At 62.3% G+C, this 24,459-nt stretch carries 22 protein-coding genes; 12 read left to right on the top strand and 10 right to left on the bottom strand.

What is annotated here, in order from left to right:
- Positions 1-9: 9 nt before the first annotated feature.
- On the top strand, positions 10-480 hold the full coding sequence (locus tag ACOSV0_RS16390; protein WP_434110316.1) for a methylated-DNA--[protein]-cysteine S-methyltransferase: 471 nt from the start codon (positions 10-12) through the stop codon (positions 478-480).
- On the top strand, positions 477-1,412 hold the full coding sequence (gene xerD, locus ACOSV0_RS16385; RefSeq protein ID WP_434107178.1) for a site-specific tyrosine recombinase XerD: 936 nt from the start codon (positions 477-479) through the stop codon (positions 1,410-1,412). Before ACOSV0_RS16390 ends, xerD begins: the two co-directional genes overlap by 4 nt.
- A 75-nt stretch (positions 1,413-1,487) precedes the next feature.
- On the opposite strand, the gene ACOSV0_RS16380 is transcribed toward xerD, so the two are convergent.
- A complete protein-coding gene (locus ACOSV0_RS16380) occupies positions 1,488-3,050 on the bottom strand; it encodes a class I adenylate-forming enzyme family protein (protein ID WP_434107177.1) in 1,563 nt (520 codons plus the stop codon).
- 247 nt (positions 3,051-3,297) lie between these two features.
- On the opposite strand from ACOSV0_RS16380, the gene ybaK reads away from it, so the two are divergent.
- The gene (gene ybaK, locus ACOSV0_RS16375; RefSeq protein ID WP_434107176.1) at positions 3,298-3,789 is read left to right on the top strand and encodes a Cys-tRNA(Pro) deacylase; all 492 of its coding nucleotides are present in this window, start codon (positions 3,298-3,300) and stop codon (positions 3,787-3,789) included.
- A 125-nt stretch (positions 3,790-3,914) separates the two neighbouring features.
- Positions 3,915-4,559 carry a glycerol-3-phosphate 1-O-acyltransferase PlsY gene (gene plsY / locus ACOSV0_RS16370; RefSeq protein ID WP_434107175.1) on the top strand — a complete coding sequence of 215 codons (645 nt, stop codon included), beginning with the start codon at positions 3,915-3,917 and terminating at the stop codon, positions 4,557-4,559.
- Between the two features lie 287 nt (positions 4,560-4,846).
- On the opposite strand, the gene ACOSV0_RS16365 is transcribed toward plsY, so the two are convergent.
- The gene (locus ACOSV0_RS16365) at positions 4,847-5,332 is read right to left on the bottom strand and encodes a YajQ family cyclic di-GMP-binding protein (RefSeq protein WP_054034313.1); all 486 of its coding nucleotides are present in this window, start codon (positions 5,330-5,332) and stop codon (positions 4,847-4,849) included.
- Positions 5,333-5,517: 185 nt separating this feature from the next.
- Between ACOSV0_RS16365 and murB the strand changes: the two genes are divergently transcribed.
- Positions 5,518-6,558, top strand: coding sequence for a UDP-N-acetylmuramate dehydrogenase (murB, locus tag ACOSV0_RS16360; protein ID WP_434107174.1), 1,041 nt, complete (start codon positions 5,518-5,520; stop codon positions 6,556-6,558).
- Positions 6,559-6,811: 253 nt separating this feature from the next.
- Here murB and ACOSV0_RS16355 read toward each other — a convergent pair whose 3' ends face one another.
- Positions 6,812-8,038: an argininosuccinate synthase gene (locus ACOSV0_RS16355; protein WP_153134606.1), complete on the bottom strand. Its 1,227-nt coding sequence runs from the start codon at positions 8,036-8,038 to the stop codon at positions 6,812-6,814.
- A gap of 237 nt (positions 8,039-8,275) precedes the next feature.
- A complete protein-coding gene (argF, locus tag ACOSV0_RS16350; RefSeq protein ID WP_434107173.1) occupies positions 8,276-9,205 on the bottom strand; it encodes an ornithine carbamoyltransferase in 930 nt (309 codons plus the stop codon).
- Positions 9,206-9,643: 438 nt separating this feature from the next.
- Between argF and ACOSV0_RS16345 the strand changes: the two genes are divergently transcribed.
- Positions 9,644-9,991 carry a DUF3579 domain-containing protein gene (locus ACOSV0_RS16345; protein WP_434107172.1) on the top strand — a complete coding sequence of 116 codons (348 nt, stop codon included), beginning with the start codon at positions 9,644-9,646 and terminating at the stop codon, positions 9,989-9,991.
- A gap of 243 nt (positions 9,992-10,234) precedes the next feature.
- Here ACOSV0_RS16345 and rpsT read toward each other — a convergent pair whose 3' ends face one another.
- Positions 10,235-10,513, bottom strand: coding sequence for a 30S ribosomal protein S20 (rpsT, locus tag ACOSV0_RS16340; RefSeq protein ID WP_179734007.1), 279 nt, complete (start codon positions 10,511-10,513; stop codon positions 10,235-10,237).
- Between the two features lie 588 nt (positions 10,514-11,101).
- Between rpsT and murJ the strand changes: the two genes are divergently transcribed.
- Both murJ and ACOSV0_RS16330 read left to right on the top strand, forming a co-directional pair.
- On the top strand, positions 11,102-12,652 hold the full coding sequence (gene murJ / locus ACOSV0_RS16335) for a murein biosynthesis integral membrane protein MurJ (protein ID WP_434107171.1): 1,551 nt from the start codon (positions 11,102-11,104) through the stop codon (positions 12,650-12,652).
- Positions 12,653-12,657: 5 nt separating this feature from the next.
- Entirely contained in the window at positions 12,658-13,500 is an 843-nt protein-coding gene (locus ACOSV0_RS16330; protein ID WP_434107170.1) for a SirB1 family protein, read from the top strand.
- Between the two features lie 118 nt (positions 13,501-13,618).
- On the opposite strand, the gene ACOSV0_RS16325 is transcribed toward ACOSV0_RS16330, so the two are convergent.
- The 5 genes from ACOSV0_RS16325 to lpxK all read right to left on the bottom strand — a co-directional run bounded on the left by ACOSV0_RS16325 (position 13,619) and on the right by lpxK (position 17,718).
- The gene (locus ACOSV0_RS16325; RefSeq protein ID WP_434107169.1) at positions 13,619-14,377 is read right to left on the bottom strand and encodes a 3-hydroxyacyl-CoA dehydrogenase; all 759 of its coding nucleotides are present in this window, start codon (positions 14,375-14,377) and stop codon (positions 13,619-13,621) included.
- A gap of 283 nt (positions 14,378-14,660) precedes the next feature.
- A complete protein-coding gene (gene adk, locus ACOSV0_RS16320) occupies positions 14,661-15,326 on the bottom strand; it encodes an adenylate kinase (RefSeq protein ID WP_434107168.1) in 666 nt (221 codons plus the stop codon).
- A 212-nt stretch (positions 15,327-15,538) separates the two neighbouring features.
- The gene (gene kdsB / locus ACOSV0_RS16315; protein ID WP_434107167.1) at positions 15,539-16,339 is read right to left on the bottom strand and encodes a 3-deoxy-manno-octulosonate cytidylyltransferase; all 801 of its coding nucleotides are present in this window, start codon (positions 16,337-16,339) and stop codon (positions 15,539-15,541) included.
- 178 nt (positions 16,340-16,517) lie between these two features.
- Positions 16,518-16,721 (bottom strand): Trm112 family protein, encoded by a 204-nt coding sequence (locus ACOSV0_RS16310; RefSeq protein ID WP_006050060.1) that lies wholly within the window; start codon positions 16,719-16,721, stop codon positions 16,518-16,520.
- Positions 16,702-17,718, bottom strand: coding sequence for a tetraacyldisaccharide 4'-kinase (lpxK, locus tag ACOSV0_RS16305; RefSeq protein ID WP_434107166.1), 1,017 nt, complete (start codon positions 17,716-17,718; stop codon positions 16,702-16,704). The genes ACOSV0_RS16310 and lpxK overlap by 20 nt, the downstream gene beginning before the upstream one ends.
- 583 nt (positions 17,719-18,301) lie before the next feature.
- Here lpxK and xseA point away from each other — a divergent pair.
- From xseA to ACOSV0_RS16285, 4 genes are all read left to right on the top strand, one after another.
- Positions 18,302-19,681 (top strand): exodeoxyribonuclease VII large subunit, encoded by a 1,380-nt coding sequence (xseA, locus tag ACOSV0_RS16300; RefSeq protein WP_434107165.1) that lies wholly within the window; start codon positions 18,302-18,304, stop codon positions 19,679-19,681.
- Between the two features lie 219 nt (positions 19,682-19,900).
- Entirely contained in the window at positions 19,901-20,479 is a 579-nt protein-coding gene (gene sodB, locus ACOSV0_RS16295; RefSeq protein WP_434107164.1) for a superoxide dismutase [Fe], read from the top strand.
- Between the two features lie 210 nt (positions 20,480-20,689).
- Positions 20,690-21,322 (top strand): LysE family translocator, encoded by a 633-nt coding sequence (locus tag ACOSV0_RS16290; RefSeq protein WP_434107163.1) that lies wholly within the window; start codon positions 20,690-20,692, stop codon positions 21,320-21,322.
- Between the two features lie 642 nt (positions 21,323-21,964).
- Positions 21,965-24,424, top strand: a complete 2,460-nt coding sequence (locus tag ACOSV0_RS16285) for a tetratricopeptide repeat protein (protein ID WP_434107162.1) — start codon at positions 21,965-21,967, stop codon at positions 24,422-24,424.
- Positions 24,425-24,459 lie beyond the last annotated feature (35 nt).

Below are 24,459 nucleotides of genomic sequence, written 5' to 3'. Positions count from 1 at the left end.
CAGGCAACCATGTTCAACGCAGTGATCGATGCGCCGTTTGGCAAGGTCGGCATCCGTCTCGAAGGCGAGGCCGTGCGCGAGATCGTCTATTTGCCGGAGTCGGTGAAGAACGTCGCGCCGGACACGCCTCTCGCAAAGCAGGCTGTGGAGCAGATCGAGCGTTATTTCGAGCGTGCGTCCGCGAAGTTCGAGTTGCCGCTGGCCGCCGTCGGCACCCCGTTTCAGCGACGTGTCTGGCAGGCAATCAGCGACATTCCGCCGGGTGTCGTACTGACCTACGGGCAATTGGCAAGGCAGCTAGGCAGTGTTCCGCGCGCGGTCGGCCAGGCGTGCGGTTCCAATTACTTTCCGATCGTGATCCCGTGTCATCGGGTGGTCAGTGCGAGCGGCATCGGCGGATTCGCGCATCACGCCGGAGATGGTTTCTTTCGCAACGTTAAACGCTGGCTGCTGGCGCATGAAGGCATTCCCTACGCATGAGCGACACCGTGACTGAAGACGTGCCGAGCGCGTCACCTTTGTTTGTGGCGAGCTCGGCCTCGATCGATGCGTTCTGCGACGCGTTGTGGCTCGAGCACGGTTTGTCGCGCAACACGCTCGATGCGTACCGGCGCGATTTGCGGCTGTTCTGCGAATGGCTCGCGCAAACTCGCAACACGTCGCTCGACACCGCCAGCGAGGCCGATCTCAACGCGTATAGCGCGGCGCGTCAGAAAGACAAATCCACCTCGGCGAACCGGCGGCTCTCGGTGTTTCGCCGCTACTACGGTTGGGCGGTGCGCGAACATCGCGCGAAGGTCGATCCGACGGTACGTATCCGTTCGGCCAAGCAACCGCCGCGTTTTCCGTCGACACTCACCGAAGCGCAAGTCGAAGCACTGCTCGGTGCACCGGATATCGACACGCCCTTGGGCCTGCGCGACCGCACCATGCTGGAACTGATGTACGCGAGCGGTTTGCGTGTCACTGAACTCGTCACGCTGAAGACGGTGGAAGTGGGTCTGAACGAAGGCGTGGTGCGGGTGATGGGCAAGGGTTCGAAAGAGCGCCTGATTCCGTTCGGCGAAGAGGCGCACGGCTGGATCGAACGCTATCTGCGCGAAGCGCGCCCGGCTTTGCTCGGTGCGCGCGCGACGGATGCGCTGTTCGTCACGAACCGCGCGGAGGGCATGACCCGCCAGCAGTTCTGGAACATCATCAAGCGTCACGCAGCAGCGGCCGACGTGCATGCGCCGCTCTCGCCGCATACGCTGCGGCACGCGTTCGCGACGCACCTGCTGAACCATGGCGCCGATTTGCGCGTCGTGCAATTGCTGCTCGGTCATACGGATATCTCGACCACGCAGATCTATACGCACGTGGCCCGCGAACGGTTGAAGTCGCTGCATGCGCAGCATCATCCGCGGGGGTGAGGCGCGCGTTAGCGGCTACGCGGTGCGGTTGTTGCTGCTGTGGTCGCCATCGTTACCACGGCCATCGCCGTGGCATTAGACGAACTCGCGTAGCCGGTGCTTGAGAATCTTGCCCGTCGACGCAGCCGGCAGCGCGGCGAGCACCTTCACTTCGGCGGGGCGCTTGTATGGCGCGAGACGCTCGCCGCACCATGCGATCAACTCAGCCGGCGACACCTTCGCGCCCGCGATCAATTCGACGAACGCGACCACTTCCTCGTTACCTTCCACTGGGCGCCCAATGACCGCCGATTGCACCACCTGCGGATGCGCGTTCAGTACATGCTCGACTTCCGCCGGATACACGTTGAAGCCCGAGCGGATGATCAACTCCTTGCTGCGCCCGACGATATGCAACATGCCCTCCGCGTCCTGCCGCGCGAGATCGCCGGTCTTGAGCCAGCCGTCTTCGGTAACGACAGTGCGGGTCTGTTCCGGGCTGCGGTAGTAACCGAGCATCACGTTGGGTCCGCGTACCCAGAGTTCGCCGATTTCGCCCGGAGCGGCGTCTACGCCGTCGAGTCCGACGAACCGCACCTCGACGCCGGGGATGACCTCGCCAACCGAGCAATCGCTGCGCGGCGCATCGAGCATGGTGTGGGAGACGGTCGGGCTGCTCTCGGTCATGCCGTAGCCGTTGTGCAGCGGGAGGCCGTAGACGCTTTCGACGCGCGCCTTCAGCGCGGCGTCGAGCGGTGAGCCGCCGGAATAGGCAAAGCGCAGATGCGGCGCGGACCACGTATGGCCGTGCGTCTGCACATGTTCGAGCAGTTTGGCGTGCATGGCCGGAACGCCCTGGAAGATCGACACGCGCTCGTCGGCGAGCGCGCGCCGCACGGCTTCGGGCGCGAAGCGCGGCGCGAGCCGCAAGGTCGCACCGGCGTGCAGGCTGCCGAGACAGACCGACGCAAAACCGTACACGTGCGAGATCGGCAGCACGGCGTACACGACATCGTCCGGGCCGACTTTGCGCAAGCGGCTCGACACGGCCGCGATGAAAAGCAGATTCCGGTGCGACAGCATCACGCCTTTCGGCGCGCCCGTGGTTCCCGTGGTGTAGATCAGCGCGGCGCATTGGCGGTCATTCGCGGCTTCGACTGGCTCTGCCTTTGCGTTTGCGTCGATCGTGTACGACCAGGCGCCGATGTCCGGCGTGATGGCAGGCGCTGTGGCGGCTTGATGCCGTTGTGCATGCTGTTGGGCATCCACGGAGCTTTCCGCCGCATACGCGACCACGCGAGGCTGCGCGTGTGCCCGGATCGCGTCGAGTTCGGCGGCGGACAGGCGTGCGTTCGACACCAGCGCCCAGGCGTCGAGTTTCGCGGTGGCGAACAGCAGCACGATCTGCACGATGCTGTTCTCGGCCACGATCATCACGCGATCGCCGCCCCGCACGCCCCATTCGCGCAGGAGGGCGGCGGCGGCATCGACGGCTTCCAGAAGTTGCGCATTGGTGAGGCGGCGCGCGTCCTCGATCAAGGCGACGTGCTGCGGATCGCGCGCGGCCGCGAGCGCCGGAATGTCGGCAATACGCGCGGGCAGGGCGGCCAGCAGCGCGGGAATGTCGATCGACGAACGGGTGGATGAATCGAGGCTCAATGCTGTCTCCTATGTCGACCAGAGTTGACGCTTTAGCGTCTTACTCTGGTCCCATGCAAAGCGGTCGACCAGAGTTCGCGCTTTAGCGGCCTACTCTGGCCTCATGCAACATGGTTGCTAAACGTATTCAGTATCCGACGTACTATGCGCCGGAAGATTTGCGAACGATCGTGCCACAATCACCGGACCTGCACAATTGGCCATTCGGCAAATAGCCGTTGTGCAAACTCGCCATTACAATGCGCCGATGAGCAAATCCAGACACGTCTCCGAAACACCCGCGACGCAGTTCCTGCGCCGTCACGGCGTCGCTTTCGGCGAGCATCCCTATGACTATGTCGAGCACGGCGGCACGGAAGAATCGGCGCGCCAGCTCGGTGTGGACGAACATCATGTCGTGAAGACCCTGGTGATGGAAGACGAGCACGCCAAGCCGCTGATCGTGCTGATGCACGGCGACCGCACCGTCAGCACCAAAAATCTGGCGCGGCAGATCGGCGTGAAACGCGTCGAGCCCTGCAAGCCTGAGGTGGCGAACCGGCATTCGGGCTACCTGATCGGCGGCACGTCGCCGTTCGGTACGAAGAAGCAGATGCCGGTGTACGTCGAGTCGAGCATCCTCGAAATGGACAAGATCTGGCTGAACGGCGGGCGGCGCGGTTTTCTGGTCAGCATCGAACCCACGGTATTGACCGGTTTGCTGGCGGCGAAGCCGGTTCAGTGTGCGAGCGTCGATTGACGTTTGCCTGAATGTTTTTCGGGCCGGCGGGTTCGGTAGAATGTGCGCCGCCTTGTTGCGTGTTGCGTTCCCTGTTGCGGTTGGGGTATCGAGTTTCAGACCGCCGATCCTTATAAGAGTCCCAGATGCAAAACCTGATCGTTGCTGTCGTTGCCTACCTGATCGGCTCGGTGTCGTTTGCCGTGATCGTGAGCGCCGCGATGGGGTTGGACGACCCGCGCTCGTACGGCTCGGGCAACCCGGGCGCGACCAACGTGCTGCGCAGCGGCAGCAAGAAGGCCGCGATCCTTACCCTGATCGGCGACGCTTTCAAAGGATGGCTGCCGGTGTGGTTCGTGGTGCACTTCGGCGCGCACTACGGCCTCGACGATACGTCGGTGGCCATTGCGTCCGTCGCCGTGTTTCTCGGCCATCTGTATCCGGTCTTCTTCCGCTTCAAGGGCGGCAAGGGCGTGGCGACCGCGGCGGGCGTGCTGCTCGCGATCAACCCGATCCTCGGCGCGGCCACCTTGCTGACGTGGCTGATCGTGGCGTTCTTCACGCGTTATTCGTCGCTGGCGGCGTTGGCTGCGGCAGTGTTCGCACCGATCTTCGACGGCTTTCTTTTCGGGCCGCATATCATCGCGCTGGCAATTGTCGTGATGAGTTCGCTGCTGGTGTGGCGCCACCGCGCCAACATCGCGAAGCTGATGCGTGGCCAGGAAAGCCGTATCGGCGACAAGAAGAAAAGCGACGCAGCGGCTAGTGCGGCGGGCGGTAACGAATCTTGAGCGCGGGCGGGGGCTCGGGTAGTAGTCGGCGTGCTCCAGGTCGTTCGCGGAGTGCGTGCGAGAGGCGCGCTGCCCAGACAGTGTTGTTGGACATGCGCCGGGTGCTGCGTCTCTGAGCTGCGAATCGCCGGGGGCGAGTCTTTACATGATCCGTTGCCGAGCGTTCAGCATACGTTGTTGCTGAAGCCCGATGCAGCTTGGCGATTTGCGGTGAGTGAGCCCCTCACCATGCGCGCCCGGCGCCGAGCCAGCCACAATGCCAGCCCGTTGCCGACGGTGGCGCGCGTTTAGTCGCGGAAGTTGTTGAAGTCGAGCGGGGTATCGGTCACGTCCTTGCGCAGCATGGCGATCACGCTTTGCAGATCGTCGCGCTTGCCGCCGGTGATGCGTACCGCGTCGCCCTGGATGCTCGCCTGGACCTTGATCTTGCTGTCCTTCACGAGGCGCACGATTTTCTTCGACAGATCGCCGGACACGCCTTTCTTGATCTTGATGATCTGCTTGACCTTGTCGCCGCCGATTTTCTCTATCTTGCCGTAGTCGAGAAAGCGCACGTCCACATTGCGCTTAGCCATTTTCGACAGCAGGACGTCTTTTACCTGGCCGAGCTTGAAATCGTCGTCGGCGTAAGCCGTGATTTCGCTTTCCTTGTGCTCGACGCGCGCGTCCGACCCTTTGAAGTCGAAGCGGGTTGAAATTTCCTTGTTGGACTGCTCGATCGCGTTCTTGACTTCGATCATGTCCGCTTCGCAGACGACGTCAAACGATGGCATTGTTTTCTCCCAATAGTGCTGCGGTGCGTGGCACGGCCGGTCGGCTGCTCACGGGGCACTCGCTATAATCACGAACCTGGCGTCATTTTACCGACGCCACTCCCTTTTGCCTAAGGCCGTCGCGCATTGTCACGCGGCCGGAGGCCAGATGTCGTTTCGTGCGTCGTTCCATTCTTCTCATTCTGATGTCCCAATCCGACTCCGCCGCGTTCATTGCCGGCTATCCGCTCAAAGCGCATAACACCTTCGGTTTCGATGTTCGCGCGCAGTTTGCGTGCCGGATCGAGCGCGAAGCGCAATTAATGGCTGCTGTGCGCGACCCGCGTGCCGCCGGCTTGCCGCGGCTGATGCTGGGCGGCGGCAGCAATGTCGTGCTGACGAAGGATTTCGCCGGACTGGTGCTGCTGGTGGCGCTGCAAGGCCGCCGCGTCGTGCGCGAGGACGACGGCGCATGGTACGTCGAGGCGGCAGCCGGCGAGCCATGGCATGACTTTGTCGCATGGACCTTGTCGCAAGGTTTGCCTGGCCTGGAAAACCTCGCGCTGATTCCGGGCACCGTGGGCGCGGCGCCGATTCAGAACATCGGCGCGTACGGGCTGGAAATGTGCGAGCGGTTTGCGTCGTTGCGGGCGGTTGAGCTGGAAACGGGAGCCGTAGTCGAGCTCGATGCCGACGCTTGCCGATTCGGCTATCGCGACAGTTTTTTCAAGCGGGAAGGGCGTGACCGTTTTGTGATTACTTCGGTTACGTTCCGTTTGCCGAAGGTCTGGCAGCCGCGGGCGGGGTATGCGGATCTCGCGCGTGAACTGGCGGCGGGCGGCCATGCAGATGCTGCGCCGAGTGCGCAGGCGATTTTCGACGCGGTCGTAGCGGTGCGGCGCGCCAAGCTGCCTGATCCGCTTCAGCTTGGTAACGCCGGGAGTTTCTTCAAAAATCCGGTTGTCGAGGCGACGCAGTTCGAGGCGCTGAAGGCTCAGGAACCGGAGCTCGTGTCTTATCTTCAAACGGACGGCCGGGTGAAGCTCGCGGCGGGCTGGCTGATCGATCGATGTGGCTGGAAAGGCCGCGCGATGGGCGCAGCGGCCGTGCATGAACGGCAGGCGCTGGTGCTGGTCAATCGCGGTGGGGCGAGCGGCGCCGAGGTGCTGGCGCTCGCGAAGGCGGTTCAGCGGGATGTGCTGGCGCGATTTGGCGTTGAGCTGGAAGCGGAGCCGGTTTGCTTGTGATTACGTGAGCGCGCGGAGCAAGCCGTGCTTAGGTGGTTGGCTGTCGTCGTAGCGATTGAGCACGAGAAGGTGGACGCGGCTTGAAGCCGGTTTGAAGTCGTTCGATCTGATGCACAGCACGCCCTAATGCAAAAAGGCGCCGGGAGGAAACTCCCGGCGCCTTTTTGCATCTGCACTTCAGTTTCGGCTGCGCCTTCCGGCGCTTAGCTTAACTTCGCTTGCGCGAAGTCAGCTTTCACCGAAACGCGCGTTTTCAGCCGCGCTGACGACGTGCGTTCTCAGCAATCCGCATACGCAGCGCATTCAGCTTGATGAAACCGCCAGCGTCGGCCTGGTTGTACGCGCCGCCGTCGTCGTCGAACGTTGCGATCGTCTTGTCGAACAGCGTTTCCTTCGAATCGCGCGCAACAACCGACACGCTGCCCTTGTACAGCTTCACGCGCACCCAGCCGTTGACCTTTTCTTGCGTGTGGTCGATCAGCACCTGAATTGCGCGACGCTCCGGGCTCCACCAGTAGCCGTTATAAATCAGCGAAGCGTAACGCGCCATCAGGTCGTCTTTCAGGTGGGCCACTTCGCGGTCGAGCGTAATCGACTCGATGCCGCGGTGCGCCTTCAGCATGATCGTGCCGCCCGGCGTTTCATAGCAGCCGCGCGACTTCATGCCGACGTAACGGTTTTCGACCAGATCCAGACGGCCGATGCCGTGCTTGCCGCCCAAACGGTTCAACTCGGTCAGCATTTCAGCCGGCGACAGACGCTTGCCGTTGATCGCGACCGGGTCGCCGTGCTCGTACTCGATGTCGAGGTATTCAGCCTGGTCCGGCGCTTGTTCCGGCGACACCGTCCAACGCCACATATCGGCTTCGGCTTCGGCCTTCGGATCTTCCAGGTGACGGCCTTCGAACGAGATGTGCAGCAGGTTCGCGTCCATCGAATACGGCGCGCCGCCTTGCTTGTGCTTCATTTCGATCGGAATGCCGGCCTTTTCGGCGTACGCGAGCAGCTTTTCGCGCGACAGCAGGTCCCATTCGCGCCACGGTGCGATCACCTTGATGCCCGGTTCCAGCGCGTAGTAACCGAGTTCGAAGCGAACCTGGTCGTTGCCCTTGCCGGTTGCGCCGTGCGAGACCGCTTGCGCGCCAGTGGCGCGGGCGATTTCGATCTGACGCTTGGCGATCAGCGGACGCGCGATCGACGTGCCCAGCAGGTACTCGCCTTCATAGATCGTGTTGGCGCGGAACATCGGGAACACGTAGTCGCGCACAAATTCTTCGCGCAGATCTTCGATGAAGATGTTGTCCTGCTTGATGCCGAGTTGCAGGGCCTTCTTGCGCGCCGGTTCCAGCTCTTCGCCCTGGCCGATGTCGGCCGTAAACGTGACGACTTCGGCGTCGTAATTGTCCTGCAACCACTTCAGGATGACGGAGGTGTCGAGGCCGCCCGAATAGGCGAGCACGACTTTCTTGATATCGCTCATGGTGAACTCGTAGCTGGAAAAAGCTGGAAAACAAGGCGCACCGGCGGTTCCGGAGCGCGGAAAACCACTATTTTGACACTAAACTGCCGCTTGCCCGCGTTTTTGGGGCAGTGCGGTGGGTGAGCCGGGCCGCTTGCAACTGTGGACGCCGGCTCGATAGCGTGGCGCTAAACGTGGATGCCTTGCCTCGTATTCAAGGCCCCGTCGCGCTTCACGCAGATGCTGCGTGCGGCTCGCCTAGTGATTCAGCTTGCCGAGCAGCAGATATTCCATCAACGCTTTTTGCACGTGCAGACGATTTTCCGCTTCGTCCCACACGACGCTTTGCGGGCCGTCGATCACTTCCGCGCTGACTTCCTCGCCGCGGTGGGCGGGCAGGCAGTGCATGAACAGGGCATCGGCATTGGCGCAGGCCATCATGTCGGCGTCGACGCACCAGTCTGCAAAGGCTTTCTTGCGTGCTTCGTTTTCGGCTTCGAAGCCCATGCTGGTCCACACGTCTGTAGTAACCAGATCGGCGCCTGCGCAGGCTTCGTTCGGATCGTCGAATTCCTGGTAGAACGGTGCGCTTTCCGCCGCGACCATGGCGGGGTCGAGCTTGTAGCCCGGCGGGGTGGACAGGCGCAGCTTGAAGCCGAGAATCTGGGCGGCTTCGATCCACGTGTACAGCATGTTGTTCGCGTCACCCACCCATGCGACCGTCTTGCCGCGAATCGGACCGCGATGCTCGAAGTACGTGAAGATGTCCGCCAGCACCTGGCACGGGTGATATTCGTTGGTCAGACCGTTGATCACCGGCACGCGCGAATTTTCGGCGAAGCGCTCAAGGATGTCCTGGCCGAACGTGCGGATCATGATGATGTCGACCATGCGCGAGATCACTTGCGCGGCGTCTTCGATCGGTTCGCCGCGGCCGAGCTGCGTGTCGCGCGTGCTCATGAAGACGGCGTGGCCGCCCAGCTGGAAGATGCCGGCTTCGAACGACAGGCGTGTGCGCGTCGAATTTTTCTCGAAGATCATTGCCAGCGTACGATCGTGCAGCGGATGGTAGGTCTCGTAGTTCTTGAATTTGCGCTTCAGAATGCGCGCGCGTTCCAGTACGTACTCGTAGTCTTCCAGCGAGAAATCCTTGAACTGCAGGTAGTGGCGAATTTTCTTGGCGGTCATGAAACAAATACGGCGGTCTCACCCGGCAGGATTGCCGGACGGCGCCGCCGTCGTTTGTGGTAACTCTATGCAGCATAAAGGATTTCGCCCCGTTTGACGAGTCAGCCAAAAGGTTGGGAAAGCTGTCTGCAAGGCTTGCGCAGCCTCTGAATGGCGTTTGTGTGCACTGCGGAAAAAGGCCCGCTGCGCTATAATCTACCGGTTATCCCTAAGCCCAGCAGGCTGGTATTGAGCTTGCGGGACACGGCTCGCGCGGTTCGGAAAATTTCCTCGCGGTGCGCCGTCATGACGACCGCCGAGGCGGCTTGTCCGGCCCTTCGTGGTTTCTTGGCAGCGCAGTTCGCCACTCGGTGGTGTACAACGTGTTCAGGCATCCCAAAGCCGCTTTGCGGTCAGCTATGCCGTTATCCCGCTGGGCAGTCACACAGGTATTCCTACATGGCCGAAGCAGCTCCAACCGAATATTTCATTCAGGGCATCACGTCGACCGGGAAAAAGTTTCGGCCGAGCGATTGGTCGGAGCGGCTCGCAGGCGTCATGGCATGCTTCGGCCCCAGCCCGGGTGGCAGGGGCCCGAATGCTTACCTGCAATATTCGTTGTACGTCCGGCCCACCATGATCGGCGACCTCAAATGCGTGATTCTCGATTCGCGCCTGCGCGACGTCGAGCCGATGGCCTTCGATTTCGTTCTGAACTTCGCGAAAGACAATGACCTCGTCGTGACAGAGGCGTGCGAGTTGCAACTCGAGCACGCCGCGCCGCAAGAGAAAAGGCATGTGATCTAGCGCGAGAGCCAGCCTGATAGGCAAAAAAACAAAAACCCGCTGATAGCGGGTTTTTTTGTGCCTGAAGCAGTGACTTCAAGGCGGGTGGTTCCAGTGCGTGGCTTCGATGTGCAGCCAACTGACTCGCGAACAGGCGTGAATCAGTATCCGGTTCGGTCTGCACCAAGCAAAAAAGCCCGCCGAAGCGAGCCTTTCTGTTGCAGCGGAAACAGGAGGTAGCCCGCCGAAGCGAGCTGACCGAATTTACTGCGCTGCAGGCGCTTGCAGACCCTTGAGGGCTGCAGCGAGACGGCTCTTGTTGCGAGCTGCCTTGTTCTTGTGAACGATTTTCTTGTCGGCGATGATGTCGATGGTCTTCGACGATGCCTGGAAGATTTCAGCGGCCTTAGCCTTGTCGCCGGCTTCGATTGCCTTGCGAACAGCCTTGATAGCCGTGCGGAACTTCGAGCGCAGTGCCGAGTTATGCGAGTTTGCCTTGGCGGCCTGGCGGGCGCGCTTGCGTGCTTGTGCGGTGTTAGCCATGACGGTTCCTTATCCTGTTCCTGTTTCCAGTACCTGACCTTCAAGTGGTAGGTGCTGCTTTTAGATCGAACTCCTGGAAGCGATTGCCCAAGAGCGCAAAAAGTGTGTCGAAATAATCGATCGAACTACATGAAGGCGGGCTGCGTTCCGGTGTATTTCGAGGTTGGCTGGCACCTCAATACGGCTTTGAGTGCCGGATGAGATTGCGTGCCTGAACCCCGTCCGAAAATTGAGCGAGCTTCGAAACCGGCGATTATAGCAACAAAATCAGGCACGTGGCAACGGGGAATCGCCAATCCTGGTACGCCAGGCTGCCGCGCCCGGTCCTGGATTCTGTAAGCCTTAATGCAGGGGTACTGCGGCAGGGGTACTGCGGTAGGGGCACTGCGCACGGGCATTGGGCGGCCAGCGGACGAGTGGGCGAGCGAGCGGGCGGCTAGCGGGCGGCGAGTTCGGCGCGCAACACATGCGGCAAGCGACAAAACCGGCCCGATTCACTCATCCGAACGAACGTCTGCGGCGCAAATCGGTCCGATTCGCGTTCCGGCTCCTCGTCCGCACCTGCGGCACCCGTATAATAAGCGCCCCATGAATCTATTCCGAGCCCTGCTGACGGTCAGCGGCTTCACGCTGCTGTCGCGCGTGACCGGACTGGCCCGCGAAACGCTGATCGCCCGCGCGTTCGGCGCCAGTCAATTTACTGACGCGTTTTACGTCGCCTTCCGCATTCCGAACCTGCTGCGTCGCATTTCCGCCGAGGGTGCGTTTTCGCAAGCCTTCGTGCCGATTCTCGCCGAGTTCAAGAACCAGCAAGGGCACGACGCCACCAAAGCGCTCGTCGACGCGACCTCGACCGTGCTTGCCTGGGCGCTCGCGATCCTCTCGCTGATCGGCGTGGTGGGGGCGTCGGGCGTGGTGTTCATCGTCGCGTCGGGGCTGGCGCATGAAGGCCAGGCCTATGCGCTCGCGGTCACCATGACGCGCATCATGTTCCCGTACATCATTTTCATCTCGCTGACGTCGCTGGCGTCCGGCGTGCTGAATACGTACAAGAACTTTTCGCTGCCCGCCTTCGCCCCGGTCCTGCTGAACGTCGCTTTCATCGTCGCGGCGGTGTTTGTCGCACCGCGTCTGCAAACGCCGGTTTATGCGCTCGCGTGGGCGGTAATTGCCGGCGGTGTGCTGCAATTCGTCGTGCAATTGCCCGGTCTGAAGAAGATCGACATGCTGCCGCGCATCGGCCTGAATCCGCTGAAAGCGCTCGCGCACCGCGGCGTGAAGCGGGTGCTGTCGAAGATGGTGCCGGCCATGTTCGCCGTGTCGGTCGCGCAGATCAGCCTGATCATCAACACCAATATTGCGTCGCGCATCGGTCCGGGCGCCGTTTCCTGGATCAACTACGCCGACCGGTTGATGGAGTTTCCAACCGCGCTGCTCGGCGTCGCGCTCGGTACGATCCTGCTGCCGAGCCTGTCGAAGGCGCACGTGGACGCCGATTCGCACGAGTACTCGTCGCTGCTCGACTGGGGGCTGCGTGTCACCTTCCTGCTCGCCGCGCCGAGCGCCATCGCGCTGTTTTTCTTCGCCCAGCCGCTCACGGCGACGCTGTTTCACTACGGCAAGTTCGACGGCAACTCGGTGGTCATGGTTGCCCGCGCGCTGTCGGCTTACGGCGTCGGCCTGATCGGCTTGATTCTCATCAAGATTCTCGCGCCCGGGTTTTACGCCAAGCAGGACATCAAGACGCCGGTGAAGATCGGCATCGGCGTGCTGATCGTCACACAGCTGAGCAACTATCTGTTCGTGCCGATTTTTGCGCACGCGGGCCTGACGCTGAGCGTCGGGCTTGGTGCCTGCGTCAACGCACTGTTCCTGTTCCTCGGCTTGCGCAAGCGCGGCATCTATACGCCGTCGAACGGTTGGCTCAAATTCTTCGTGCAGTTGCTCGGCGCCTGTCTGGTGCTGGCCGGCATGATGCATTGGCTCGCGATCAGTTTCGACTGGATCGGCATGCATAACCGTCCGGTCGACCGGATCGTGTTGCTGGGGGCGTGCCTGGTTCTGTTCGCCGCGCTATATTTCGGTATGCTTTGGCTGATGGGCTTCAAGTACGCGTATTTCAAAAGGCGAGTGAAGTGATCACGATGACGCGAGTTCTCGATTATTTCAGTACGCTGGTTGCCGAAGATGACAGCCTGCCGCTGACCGAGGCGGCGCTCTCGCTCGCGCAGGACGCTTATCCCGATCTCGATTTGCAAGGCACGCTGGCCGAGATCGACGAGTTGGTCTTGCGTTTGCAGCGCCGCATGCCGGACGACGCCGACATCAGGCAAAAGGTCGGCATTCTGAACCGGTTCTTCTTCCGCGAGCTGGGTTTCGCCAGCAACCTCAACGATTATTACGATCCCGACAACAGCCATCTGAATGCGGTGCTCAAGCGGCGCCGCGGTATTCCGATTTCGCTGGCCGTGCTGTATCTGGAGATGGCCGAGCAGATCGGCATTCCGGTGCGCGGCGTGTCGTTTCCGGGTCACTTCCTGTTGCGCGTCACGACCCCGGATGGCGACGTGATGCTCGATCCGACCAGCGGGCATTCGCTGTCCGAATCGCAGATGGTCGATATGCTGGAGCCGTATGTGGCGTCGGCGGGCGAGTCGGTGAGCAGGGCGCTGCGCATGTTGCTGCAGCCGGCCACGCGCCGCGAGATCATCGCGCGGATGCTGCGCAATCTGAAGTCGACTTATCTTCAGACGGAACGCTGGCAGCGTCTGCTGGCGGTGCAGCAGCGTCTCGTGATCCTGTTGCCGGAAAGTATCGAGGAAGTGCGCGATCGAGGGTTCGCCTACGCGCGGCTCGACTATTTGCGCCCGGCGCTCGAGGATCTCGAGCGCTATCTCGGCGACCGGCCGGACGCGGAAGACGCGACGGTGGTGGAATCGCAGTTGCATGAGCTGCGGCAACGTACCCAGTACGACGACCGCGACTAAGCCGCCGCCGGGCCTACCGGTCAAAAACAAAACGCCTGCACATGACACATGTGCAGGCGTTTTTCATTGGCCATTGATCATCGGCGCAGCCGCATAAAGCGGCACGCCGGATACATCGTTACTTCGGCTGCATCCGGATCGCGCCGTCCAGACGAATCACTTCGCCGTTGAGCATCGGATTGTCGAAGATCTGCTTGGCCAGCATCGCGTATTCCGATGGTTTGCCGAGACGCGGCGGGAACGGCACCATCGCGCCGAGTGCGTCCTGCACTTCCTGCGGCATGCCGAGCAGCATGGGCGTTTCGAAGATGCCCGGTGCAATCGTCATCACGCGGATCGCGTTGCGTGACAGGTCGCGTGCGATCGGCAGCGTCATGCCGACCACGCCGCTTTTGGACGCAGCATAAGCGGCCTGGCCGATCTGGCCGTCATACGCCGCCACCGACGCCGTGTTGATGATCACGCCGCGTTCGCCATTCGCATTCGGTTCGTTCTTCGACATGGCCGCGGCGGCGAGCCGGATCATGTTGAAGGTGCCGATCAGATTGATGGAGATGGTGCGCGCGAACGACTCGAGCGGATGCGGCCCGTCTTTGCCGACCGTCTTGATGGCGGGCGCCACGCCCGCGCAATTGACGAGGCCGCGCAGCGTGCCGAGCTTCGTGGCGGCTTCGACGGCTTGGGTGGCGTCGTCTTCGCGGCTCACGTCGCATTTGACGAACACGCCGCCGAGTTCCTTCGCGAGCGCTTCACCGGCGTCCTGATTCAGATCGGCCAGCACCACCTTGCCGCCGTTTTCGACGAAAAGGCGCGCCGTGGCCGCGCCGAGGCCCGATGCACCGCCGGTGATCAGGAATACGTTGTCGCGAATCTCCATGTCATCTCCTTTGCTTCAGTTCAGTAATGTCTCGATCGAATATCTTTTCGATGATCGATTGTAACGGCTATGCTGCAATGCGGAAAGCGAAGTGGGACACCGGCTTCCCGTGGTCCTCGCCGTCGACCCATAGCGTCACCAAACTGCTACGGATCGCTAACCAATTCGAGGCATAACGTGCCATGGAGACCGCGAAACAGCGCATGCCACGCCCAGTCGGCACGCAATAAAAAAACCCGCCGGAATGGGCGGGTTTTCTTGAGCAACAACAGCCGACGCGCGATTACTTCAACGCATCGAACGCGCGGTTGCGAATTTCGTCCACCGAGCCGAGGCCCGAAATGCGGCGATACTGCGGCGCATTCAGCGAAGTCGACGTGTCGCCGTTTTGCGCCCAGCTATTGTAGTACTCGATCAGCGGCTTGGTTTGCGCAACGTATACGTCGAGGCGCTTCTTGACCGTTTCTTCCTTGTCGTCGTCGCGCTGGATCAGCGGTTCGCCTGTTACGTCATCCACACCTTCAACCTTCGGCGGGTTGAACTTGACGTGATACGTGCGGCCTGACGCGGCGTGCGAGCGACGGCCGCTCATACGCACGATGATCTCGTCGAACGGCACGTCGATTTCCAGCACGTAGTCGATCGCGACACCCGCCTGCTTCATGGCTTCGGCTTGCGGAATAGTGCGCGGAAAACCGTCGAACAGATAGCCGTTCGCGCAATCCGGCTGCTGCAGACGCTCCTTCACCAGATTGATGATCAGCTCGTCCGTGACCAGTTCGCCGGCGTCCATGAAGCGCTTGGCTTCGAGGCCGAGCGGCGTGCCTGCCTTAACGGCCGCGCGCAGCATGTCACCCGTGGAAATTTGCGGAATGCCGAACTTTTCCTTGATGAAGTTTGCCTGAGTGCCCTTACCCGCGCCGGGCGCACCCAAAAGGATCAAACGCATGTGATATCTCCAGATCTATGTGAATTCTTTGGTGACGCTGCAGCCATCCCACGATTCGCCGGGGCCCCGTGTTGGCTGCCGTTTCGGGTCTCGCGCTGCACGTCGAAAACGACGGCGCTGCAAGGCGACAACGGTGCGACCGGGCAATCCCTGGCTCTCGCGTTTAACGGGAGGCGCGCACAACCGTCCGATTATGCCATGGGTTTTTGCGCTCAAGCCCCGAATAAAGCCTGTACGCGCGAGAGATCGGCGGGCGTGTCGACGCCCGGCAGCGGCGCATTCTGGGTGACGAGCACCGCAATCCGCTCGCCATGCCACATTGCGCGCAACTGTTCGAGCGCTTCGACCTGCTCGATCGGGGAGATTGCGAGACCCGGGTACGAGCGCAGGAATCCGGCGCGATACGCGTACAGGCCAATGTGCCGGTGGACGACGGCGGGCGCCGGCGGCGTAGGCATCGACGCGACATCGGGCCAATGCGGCTGATAGGCGTCGCGCGCCCACGGAATCGGCGCGCGTGAGAAGTACAGCGCGACGCCGCGCGCGTCGAGCACGACCTTGACGACGTTCGGATTGAAAATTTCCGCGGGATCGGTAATCGGATGGGCGGCGGTGGCGATCGCGCAGCCGCTGCTCGCCGCCAGGTGCGACGCAACGCCGCACACGAGCGCCGGGTCGATCAACGGCTCGTCGCCCTGAACGTTCACCACGATCGTCTCGTCGCTCCAACCGAACTGCGCCGCCACTTCCGCCAGACGATCGGTGCCCGACGGATGATCGGCGCGCGTCAGCATGGCCTCGAAGCCATGCTCGCGGGCCACATCCAGCACCGCTTGCGCGTCGGAGGCGATCAGCACCTGCTGCGCGCCCGATTCGCGTGCGCGTTCGGCGACCCGCACCACCATCGGCTTGCCGCCGATGTCGGCGAGCGGCTTGTTGGGCAGACGCGTCGATGCGAGTCGGGCCGGCACAACGGCGATAAACGGAAGAGGGGTGGCGTTAGCGTTGGTCATCGGAAGGACGAGCGGCGATGAAACCGGAAGAAAGCGCTCGCACGTGCACGGCGGGCGCTGATGGGGAAAATAGCCACGGTGATGGCCAATGAGACGGCAAACAAGACGGGCAAGGGCGGATCGGAGAGAGAGGGCGCGTCAGATCTCGCTGCCTACCTCCGCTACGGCCAAAGCCGACTTAGGCCACGGAGCCCGGATTCAGATCGACCGGCGTGCCTTCCACGGTCTGCCGTGCTTCGTCGACCAGCATCACGGGAATGCCGTCGCGGATCGGATAGGCAAGCTTGTCCGCGTTGCAGATCAGTTCCTGCGCAGAACGGTCGTAGCTGAGCGGGCCCTTGCAGATCGGGCAGACGAGAATTTCAAGCAGGCGAGCGTCCACGGACTTTCTCCACAACTAATGCAATGAGGCGATGATCGAGCGCGGCTTCGACGGGGACAACCCAGATGCGCGCGTCGCGCCAGGACCCCAATTTTACCGCATCCTTTTCGGTTATCAGGATGGCGTCCGCGTCGACGTCCGTAAAAGGATTGCGCTCGAACGCGTAGTGATCCGGCAGGGCGCGGGTGGCGGGCGTGAGGCCGGCCGCGCGCAGCGTCGCGAAAAAACGCTCCGGCGCGCCGATGCCGGCCGCGGCCAGCACGCGGTCGCCGCTGAATTGCGCGAGCGGGCGGCGCAGAGCGGGGTTGCCGAGATGCCAGGCGTCGGCGGGCGCGAGCTGCAGCGCGAACGTGTTCGGCCACGCGGGCAGGCTGCGGGAATACGGATCGTTGATCAGCGTTGCGTCGCGATGGCGCGACAGCGGTTCGCGCAGTGGACCGGCCGGCAGCAGAAAACCGTTGCCGCCAAGCCGGTGATCGAACACCACCAGTTCGGCGTCGCGCTCGAGGCGGTAGTGCTGCAAGCCGTCGTCGCTGACGATCACGTCGACTTCGCGATGCGCGGCGCACAGCGCCTGCGCGGCCGCGACGCGATCCGGGCAGACCCATACCGGCGCGCCGGTGCGGCGCGCGATCAGCAGCGGTTCGTCGCCGCCGACGCTGGCCGCCGACGTCGCGAGAACCGGCGTCGGGCCTTTGACGCGCGCGCCATAGCCACGCGACACCACGCCGGGCTTGAAGCCCGCAGCGCGCAAGGCTTCGACCAGCGCGATGACGGTCGGTGTCTTGCCGGTGCCGCCGACGGTCACATTACCGACCACTACCACCGGCACGCCAATCCGTACGGATTTCAGCCAGCCGAACGAAAAAGCGGCGCGCCGCGCGGCGGCGATCGCGCCGAACACACACGCGAAGGGCGTCAGCGCCCAGGCAAGCGGGCCACGCTGCTGCCACTCACGCGCAAGGCGTGCTTCGAGACGGTTATTCAGCTCGCTCATCGGCCGGCCGTAAGGACGAGCGATACGCTGCGCGGCCGAAGGAGACTGGACGGCGGCGTGGAAGCGCCAGGTGCAATACGCGGGGCAGGCATCAACGCGGTTCTCCGGACAATCGAAAAAAATGAAGCTAAAAGGTGGTGCGGCGGCTGCATCCGCTGCGCTCGCGCAGGGTGCCCTCAGTGTGCCGTAAGGGCGAGCGCTGCGGGACATTCGGCATGCCGTCGAACCCGCCACTCTAGCGCGCGGGCGTCCTGCCCGGCAAGTCGCGCGCCACGCACGGTACGGCGCGGCAGCGCTTCCAGCGAGACGCCCAGCCTGTGGATAACTTTGTGGAGAACCTGCCTGTCGACGGGCTGGAAGGGCCGCGCCGAGCCATCGGTATCGGTAATCGTTCTCTTTAATGAGATGCAAACACCATATAAATCAATGACATGCTTCCAATTCAAGCGGCCCGGCGGGCGATCTGGCGGGATTCGTCTAATGGCTCCCGACATGTGGACACTTTTAACAATTCATCCGACGCGCTGGACGTGGATGGCCACTCGGTCTATCGTCTGTCCGGCCAGTCACCGATATTCCTCGCATGAATCCCGAAAGCCCTTTTTCCTCGTCGGCTCCGCCCGGTGGTGAAGTTGTCGTCCCTGTTTCCGCGCTCAATCGTGCGATTGGCACGATGCTCGAACGCTCGTTTCCGCTCGTCTGGGTGGCCGGAGAGGTCTCGAACTTCACCCGTGCCGCGAGCGGCCATTGGTATTTTTCGATCAAGGACGCCCAGGCGCAGATGCGCTGCGTGATGTTCCGCGGTCGCGCGCAGTACGCCGAATTCACGCCGCGTGAAGGCGATCGCATCGAAGTGCGCGCGCTGGTGACGATGTACGAGCCGCGCGGCGAGCTGCAACTGAATGTGGAGGCGGTGCGCCGCACGGGGCAGGGGCGTCTTTACGAAGCCTTTCTCAAGCTGAAGGCGCAGCTCGAAGCCGAAGGTCTCTTTGCCGCCGAGCGCAAACGTGCTTTACCGGCTCACCCGCGTGCGATCGGTATCGTGACATCGCTCCAGGCCGCTGCTTTGCGTGACGTTCTGACTACCTTGTCGCGTCGCGCGCCGCATATTCCGGTGATCGTCTATCCGGCGCCGGTGCAGGGCGTGGGCGCCAGCGCGAAGCTGGCCGCGATGGTCGATGCAGCCAACGCGCGGCGCGAAGTCGATGTGCTGATCGTGTGCCGCGGCGGCGGTTCGATCGAGGACCTGTGGGCGTTCAACGAAGAAGTACTGGCGCGCGCCATTGCCGAAAGCGCCATACCGGTGGTGAGCGGCGTGGGTCACGAAACCGATTTCACAATTGCCGACTTCGCCGCCGACGTGCGCGCACCGACGCCCACCGGCGCCGCCGAACTCGTCAGTCCGCAGCGCGCGCTGTTGCTGCGCGAGCTCGATCATCGGCATGCGACGCTCGCACGCGGTTTCGGCCGCATGATGGAGCGGCGTGCCCAACAACTCGACTGGCTCGCGCGCCGGCTGGTGTCGCCGGCCGAGCGGCTCGCGCGGCAGCGCACGCATCTGCAGCAATTGAGCGTGCGGCTGGCATCGGCGGGCGGGCGCCCCGTACGTGACGCCCGAGCGCGGTTTTCTCTGCTGGAGATGCGCTGGCAGCGCTGGCGTCCTGATCTCGCCGCGCATCAGACGAAGCTCGGCACGCTTTCGCAACGTCTGGACGCCGCATTGTTACGCCAGCATGAACGTCAGTCCGCGCGTATCGACACGCTCGCCGCCCGGCTCGAGGTGCTGAGTCCTCAGCGCACGCTGGAGCGTGGCTATGCTGCCGTGCTCGATGCACAGAGCGGCCGCGCGGTGCGCGCGCCGTCGTCGCTGAAACCGGGGCGGCGCCTTACGGTGCATCTTGCCGAAGGAGCGGCGGACATTGCGCTCGCCGACGTGCAACCGCGCCTTACCGACGGTTTCTGACGCTTCGCCGGCCGCACGCAAAGGCGTATTTTTGACCTCCGCACGGGGCAGGCACAGCGCATGCGGAGGCACTAAATACGCCATGTGTACGGCATGTTCGCCGATGCCGGACATAAAGTCCGTTGGTTTGCGGGGTTATTCCAACTCGCCTACAATCGAGTGCTCAAAAGCGTTATCCGTAGACTCCCCCACAACAGATACAGACACAAGGAAAGCACCATGGAACATACGCTCCCGCCGCTGCCGTTCGCGAAAAACGCACTCGCGCCGAACATGTCGGAAGAGACGCTTGAGTATCACTACGGCAAGCACCATCAGACCTATGTGACCAACCTGAACAATCTGATCAAGGGCACGGAGTTCGAGAATCTGTCGCTTGAAGAGATCGTCAAGAAGGCATCGGGCGGCCTGTTCAACAACGCTGCTCAAGTGTGGAACCACACGTTCTTCTGGAACAGCCTGTCGCCGCAAGGTGGCGGTGCACCGACCGGCGCACTGGCTGACGCGATCAACGCCAAGTGGGGTTCGTTCGACAAGTTCAAGGAAGAATTCGCCAAGACCGCAATCGGCACGTTCGGTTCGGGTTGGGCATGGCTGGTGAAGAAGGCCGACGGTTCGCTCGACCTGGTGTCGACGAGCAACGCCGCTACGCCGCTGACCACGGACGCGAAAGCACTGCTGACGATCGACGTGTGGGAACACGCGTACTACATCGACTACCGCAATGCGCGTCCGAAGTTCGTTGAAGCGTACTGGAACATCGTCAACTGGGAATTCGCGTCGAAGAATTTCGCGTGAGATTGCTGTAGCGTGACAATGAAATCTGGAAACGGCAAAAGAGTTCTAAGTGCGGGCAAGATGCCACGCAATAGACTTCGGAAACCGTAGCCGATAAAAAGCCCTCCGTGAGAGGGCTTTTTTACGCCCGTTTTTTGTATCAAAGTAACGGTTTTCCGCCGAAGTAAATGAGGTCGTCGAAATCGACCTCTCACCAAGGAGAAGACCATCATGCGTGAAAGTACGTTGCTCATCTTTGCCGCTGTAGCCTTTGTCGGTATCGTGACGCCGGGACCGACGGTGCTCCTCGCGTTGACCAACGGCTCCCGCTATGGTCTTCGCCGTGCCGCTTATGGGTTCGCCGGCGCGGTCGCATCCGATCTCGTGCTGATTTTCGCCGTGGCGCTTGGCCTTGGTGCGCTGCTGGCAGCGTCGGCATTCTGGTTTGCCGTCGTCAAATGGGTGGGCGTGATCTACCTCGCGTACATCGGCATCAGGTTGTTGATGTCGAAGGGTTCGTTGAGTGTTGAGGGCTCGCAAGGCGAAGTAAGCCGCGACAGCAACTCGGCAATTTTCCTCAAGAGTTTCCTCACCGCGGTCACGAACCCGAAAGGATATCTGTTCTTCTCGGCATTTTTGCCCCAGTTCATAGCGCCGTCCGCCCCTCTTGTGCCGCAGTACGTGGCACTGGCCATAACGTTCGCGATGCTGGATTGCACGATCATGTTCGGCTATTCGCTGCTCGGCGCACGAGCAATTCGCCTGCTGAAGAAGTCGGGGGCGCTGTGGCTCGAACGGTCCTGTGGCGCTGTGCTGGTCGCGCTCGCGGGGTCTCTCGCCCTATACCGGCGTCACACGGCTTAGCGCGACTGGCCGCGCAGTATGGCGTTATTCCGGCTGTCGCGAGATCCGCTACGCGTATCGACTACATGAACATGGCGATCGAAGATCCTGCTCGATGTGGCTTGAGCCGCAGGCGCGCCCGGATCCCGATGAGGTAATGCGTTCCGCTCCTGCCAGGGGGAGCGGCGTCGTATTTGCACGTCAAATCTTCCACAGTTCACACCTATTATTACCTATGGGTTACTGAATATTTCTTTCAATTGAAAAGCTTCGTCAGTATTCCGCATTATGGACACGGCCTTGCCGAAAGCTACCTGGTTGGTCATCGAAAGACTCATCATCCTTACCCGCATCCGCTGAGCGTGACGCACACCCTGCTGGTTATGTGCAGGGCGTTCGCCATGCTCGTTTACATCTTTCCACCTGCAAAACCTGCGCGATGTTCGCTGCCTGACAGGAAGCGGCGTAGCCGCACCGCCACAAATTTCATTGTGTGATAATCGGTAAACACCGGTAAGGACTGGCTCGCTATTGTTCAACGGCGTCCGTTCCCTTTCGCGCAGTCGACGGCACGTCTTGCGGATGACATCGCATTGACGTGACGCGGACGGCGGTCCGGGTAGGGGCGACATCGATGAAATAGCAGGCCACCGGCGGGGCACGATGGAAACCACCCAGATTCTGGAGCGCGCGACGGCACATCACCTCGCGGGCGAGTTCGAACATGCGCGCGAGCTGTACGAACGTGCGCTCGCGATCGTCCCCGACGACGCCAACGTGATGTTCCGTCTCGGTGTGCTCGACATGCAAAGCGGTGCCTACGACGCCGCGCTCGGCTGGCTCGATCGGGCGCTAACCCATGCTCCCGATTTCGCGCGCTATCACTTCGTTCGCGGACAGGTGCTTGCCGCCGCCCAGCGTTTTACCGATGCAATCGACGCCTACCGGCGCGCCCTGGCCCTCGAAGCCGGGTCCGCCGACGTGCTGTTCGCGCTGGCGTCCGCGTTGCAATCACTCGCCGACTACCCTGCGGCCATCGATGCCTATACCGCGGTGCTTGCGCTCGAACCGGCCCACGCCGACGCGCTCAACAACCTGGGCAACTGCCATCGTCAGCAGGGCGCTGCGGATGCTGCGGAAGCCGCTTACCGCCGCGCGATCGCCGTGCGGCCCGACGACGCCAACGCACTCACGAACCTCGGCACGCTCCTCGATGCAGTCGGCCGTCTGGACGAAGCCGTGGTGCTGCTCGAGGCGGCGGTGCGCGTAGCGCCCGACTCGCCTTGTGGCCTGGTGAATCTCGGCGTGGCGCTAAACCAGCGCGGCGAGTTCGTGCAAGCCGCCGCGTTGCTGGCGCGTGTCCTTGAGCTCGATCCGGTCTTCCCCGAGGCAGCCTATAACCTCGCCAATGCGCTGCATGCGCTCGGCAGGCGGAGCGAAGCGGTGAACTGCTATCTGCAGGCGATCGAGCAGGCGCCGACCCACGCCGACGCCTACAACAATCTGGGTATCGTCTGTCAGGAATCGGGATTGCGCGAGGACGCCGCGCAGGCGTTCAGCGTGGCGATCCGCCTGCGCCCCGGTTTCGTTGCCGCACTCAACAATGCCGCCACGCTGTTGCGCACGCTCGGCCGCCTGGCTGACGCCGAATCCCGTTTGCGTGAGGCGCTTGCCGCCGATCCACGTCACTCGGTTACGCACAACAATCTCGGCAACGTGCTGAAGGACCAAGGCTGCCTGGAAGACGGCATCGATTGCTATCGCCGGGCGCTCATGTGCGATCCCTACAACGTCGTCGCGCACAGCAACCTGGCGTATGCATTGAGTTTCCAGTCGGAGCATCCGCAGCCGCTGCTGGACGAATGCCGTCGATGGTCGGTGCGGCACGAGGCGCCCTATCGCGACACGCATCATGTGCATTCGAACGATTCGACACCGTCGCGCCGTTTGCGTATCGGCTACGTGTCGCCGGACTTTCGCGAGCACTGTCAGACGCTGTTCACGCTTCCGCTGTTGTCGCACCATGATCATGAACAGTTCGAAATCTTCTGCTATGCGAGCGTCGTCCGGCCGGACGATCTGACACAGCGCGTGGCCGCGCATGCCGACGTATGGCGCGACGTGCGCGAATTCACCGACGAGCGGCTCGCACAGATGATCCGTGACGACCGGATCGACATTCTGATCGACCTGACCATGCACATGGCGGATGGCCGGCCGCTGCTGTTTGCGCGCAAACCCGCGCCGGTGCAGATTGCGTGGCTGGCCTATCCGGGGACGACCGGCATCGATGCGATCGACTACCGGCTGACCGATCCATGGCTCGACCCGGCCGGCAGCGATGCCTGGTATAGCGAAGGTTCTGTCCGTCTGCCTGACTCTTTCTGGTGCTATGACCCGTTGACCGATACGCCGGCGGTCAATGCATTGCCTGCGTTATCGAACGGCTATCCGACCTTCGGCTGTCTGAACAACCCATGCAAGCTGAGCGATGCGACGTTCAGAATGTGGGGCGGCGTGATGCGCGAGGTGAAGGACGCCCGCCTGCTGCTGATGGCGCCGGAGGGCCCGGCCCGCGTGCGTCTGCTCGAACGGCTCGGACAACAGGGTATCGATGCCGGGCGGGTGTCGTTTGCGCCGTTCCGGCCACGCGCGGAATATTTGCGCACGTATCACCAGATTGACGTTGGGCTCGATACGTTTCCGTACAACGGCCATACGACGAGTCTCGATTCGTACTGGATGGGGGTGCCGGTCGTCACGCGCGTTGGCGACACGGTGGTGGGGCGAGCGGGACTGAGCCAGTCGGCGAACCTGGGCCTGCGTGAACTGGTGGCCGATAACGACGCGCGGTTTGTCGAGACCGCTGTTCAACTGGTACGCGATCTGCCGCGCCTGAGTGAGATGCGTGGGAGCCTGCGCGCGCGCCTCACGGCTTCACCGTTGATGGACGGCGCGCGCTTCGCGCGTCACGTCGAAGCCGCTTATCGTAACGTCTGGCTGCAGTGGTGCGAGCACGCGCAACATGACGCGTTTGGCGGATATGACAGCGTGGCGGCCACGGGTTCCGTCTATGAGCCGCGGTCGATGCCGCCAACCGTGGCGCCGACTTTCCGTCATTGATCAAGCGCTAAACGTCGTTTGCTTTGCCGCCGCCT

The sequence above is a fragment of the Paraburkholderia caffeinilytica genome, assembly GCF_051027425.1.
Lineage (GTDB): Bacteria > Pseudomonadota > Gammaproteobacteria > Burkholderiales > Burkholderiaceae > Paraburkholderia > Paraburkholderia caffeinilytica_A.
This window is presented reverse-complemented; position numbering and strand designations above follow the sequence as displayed.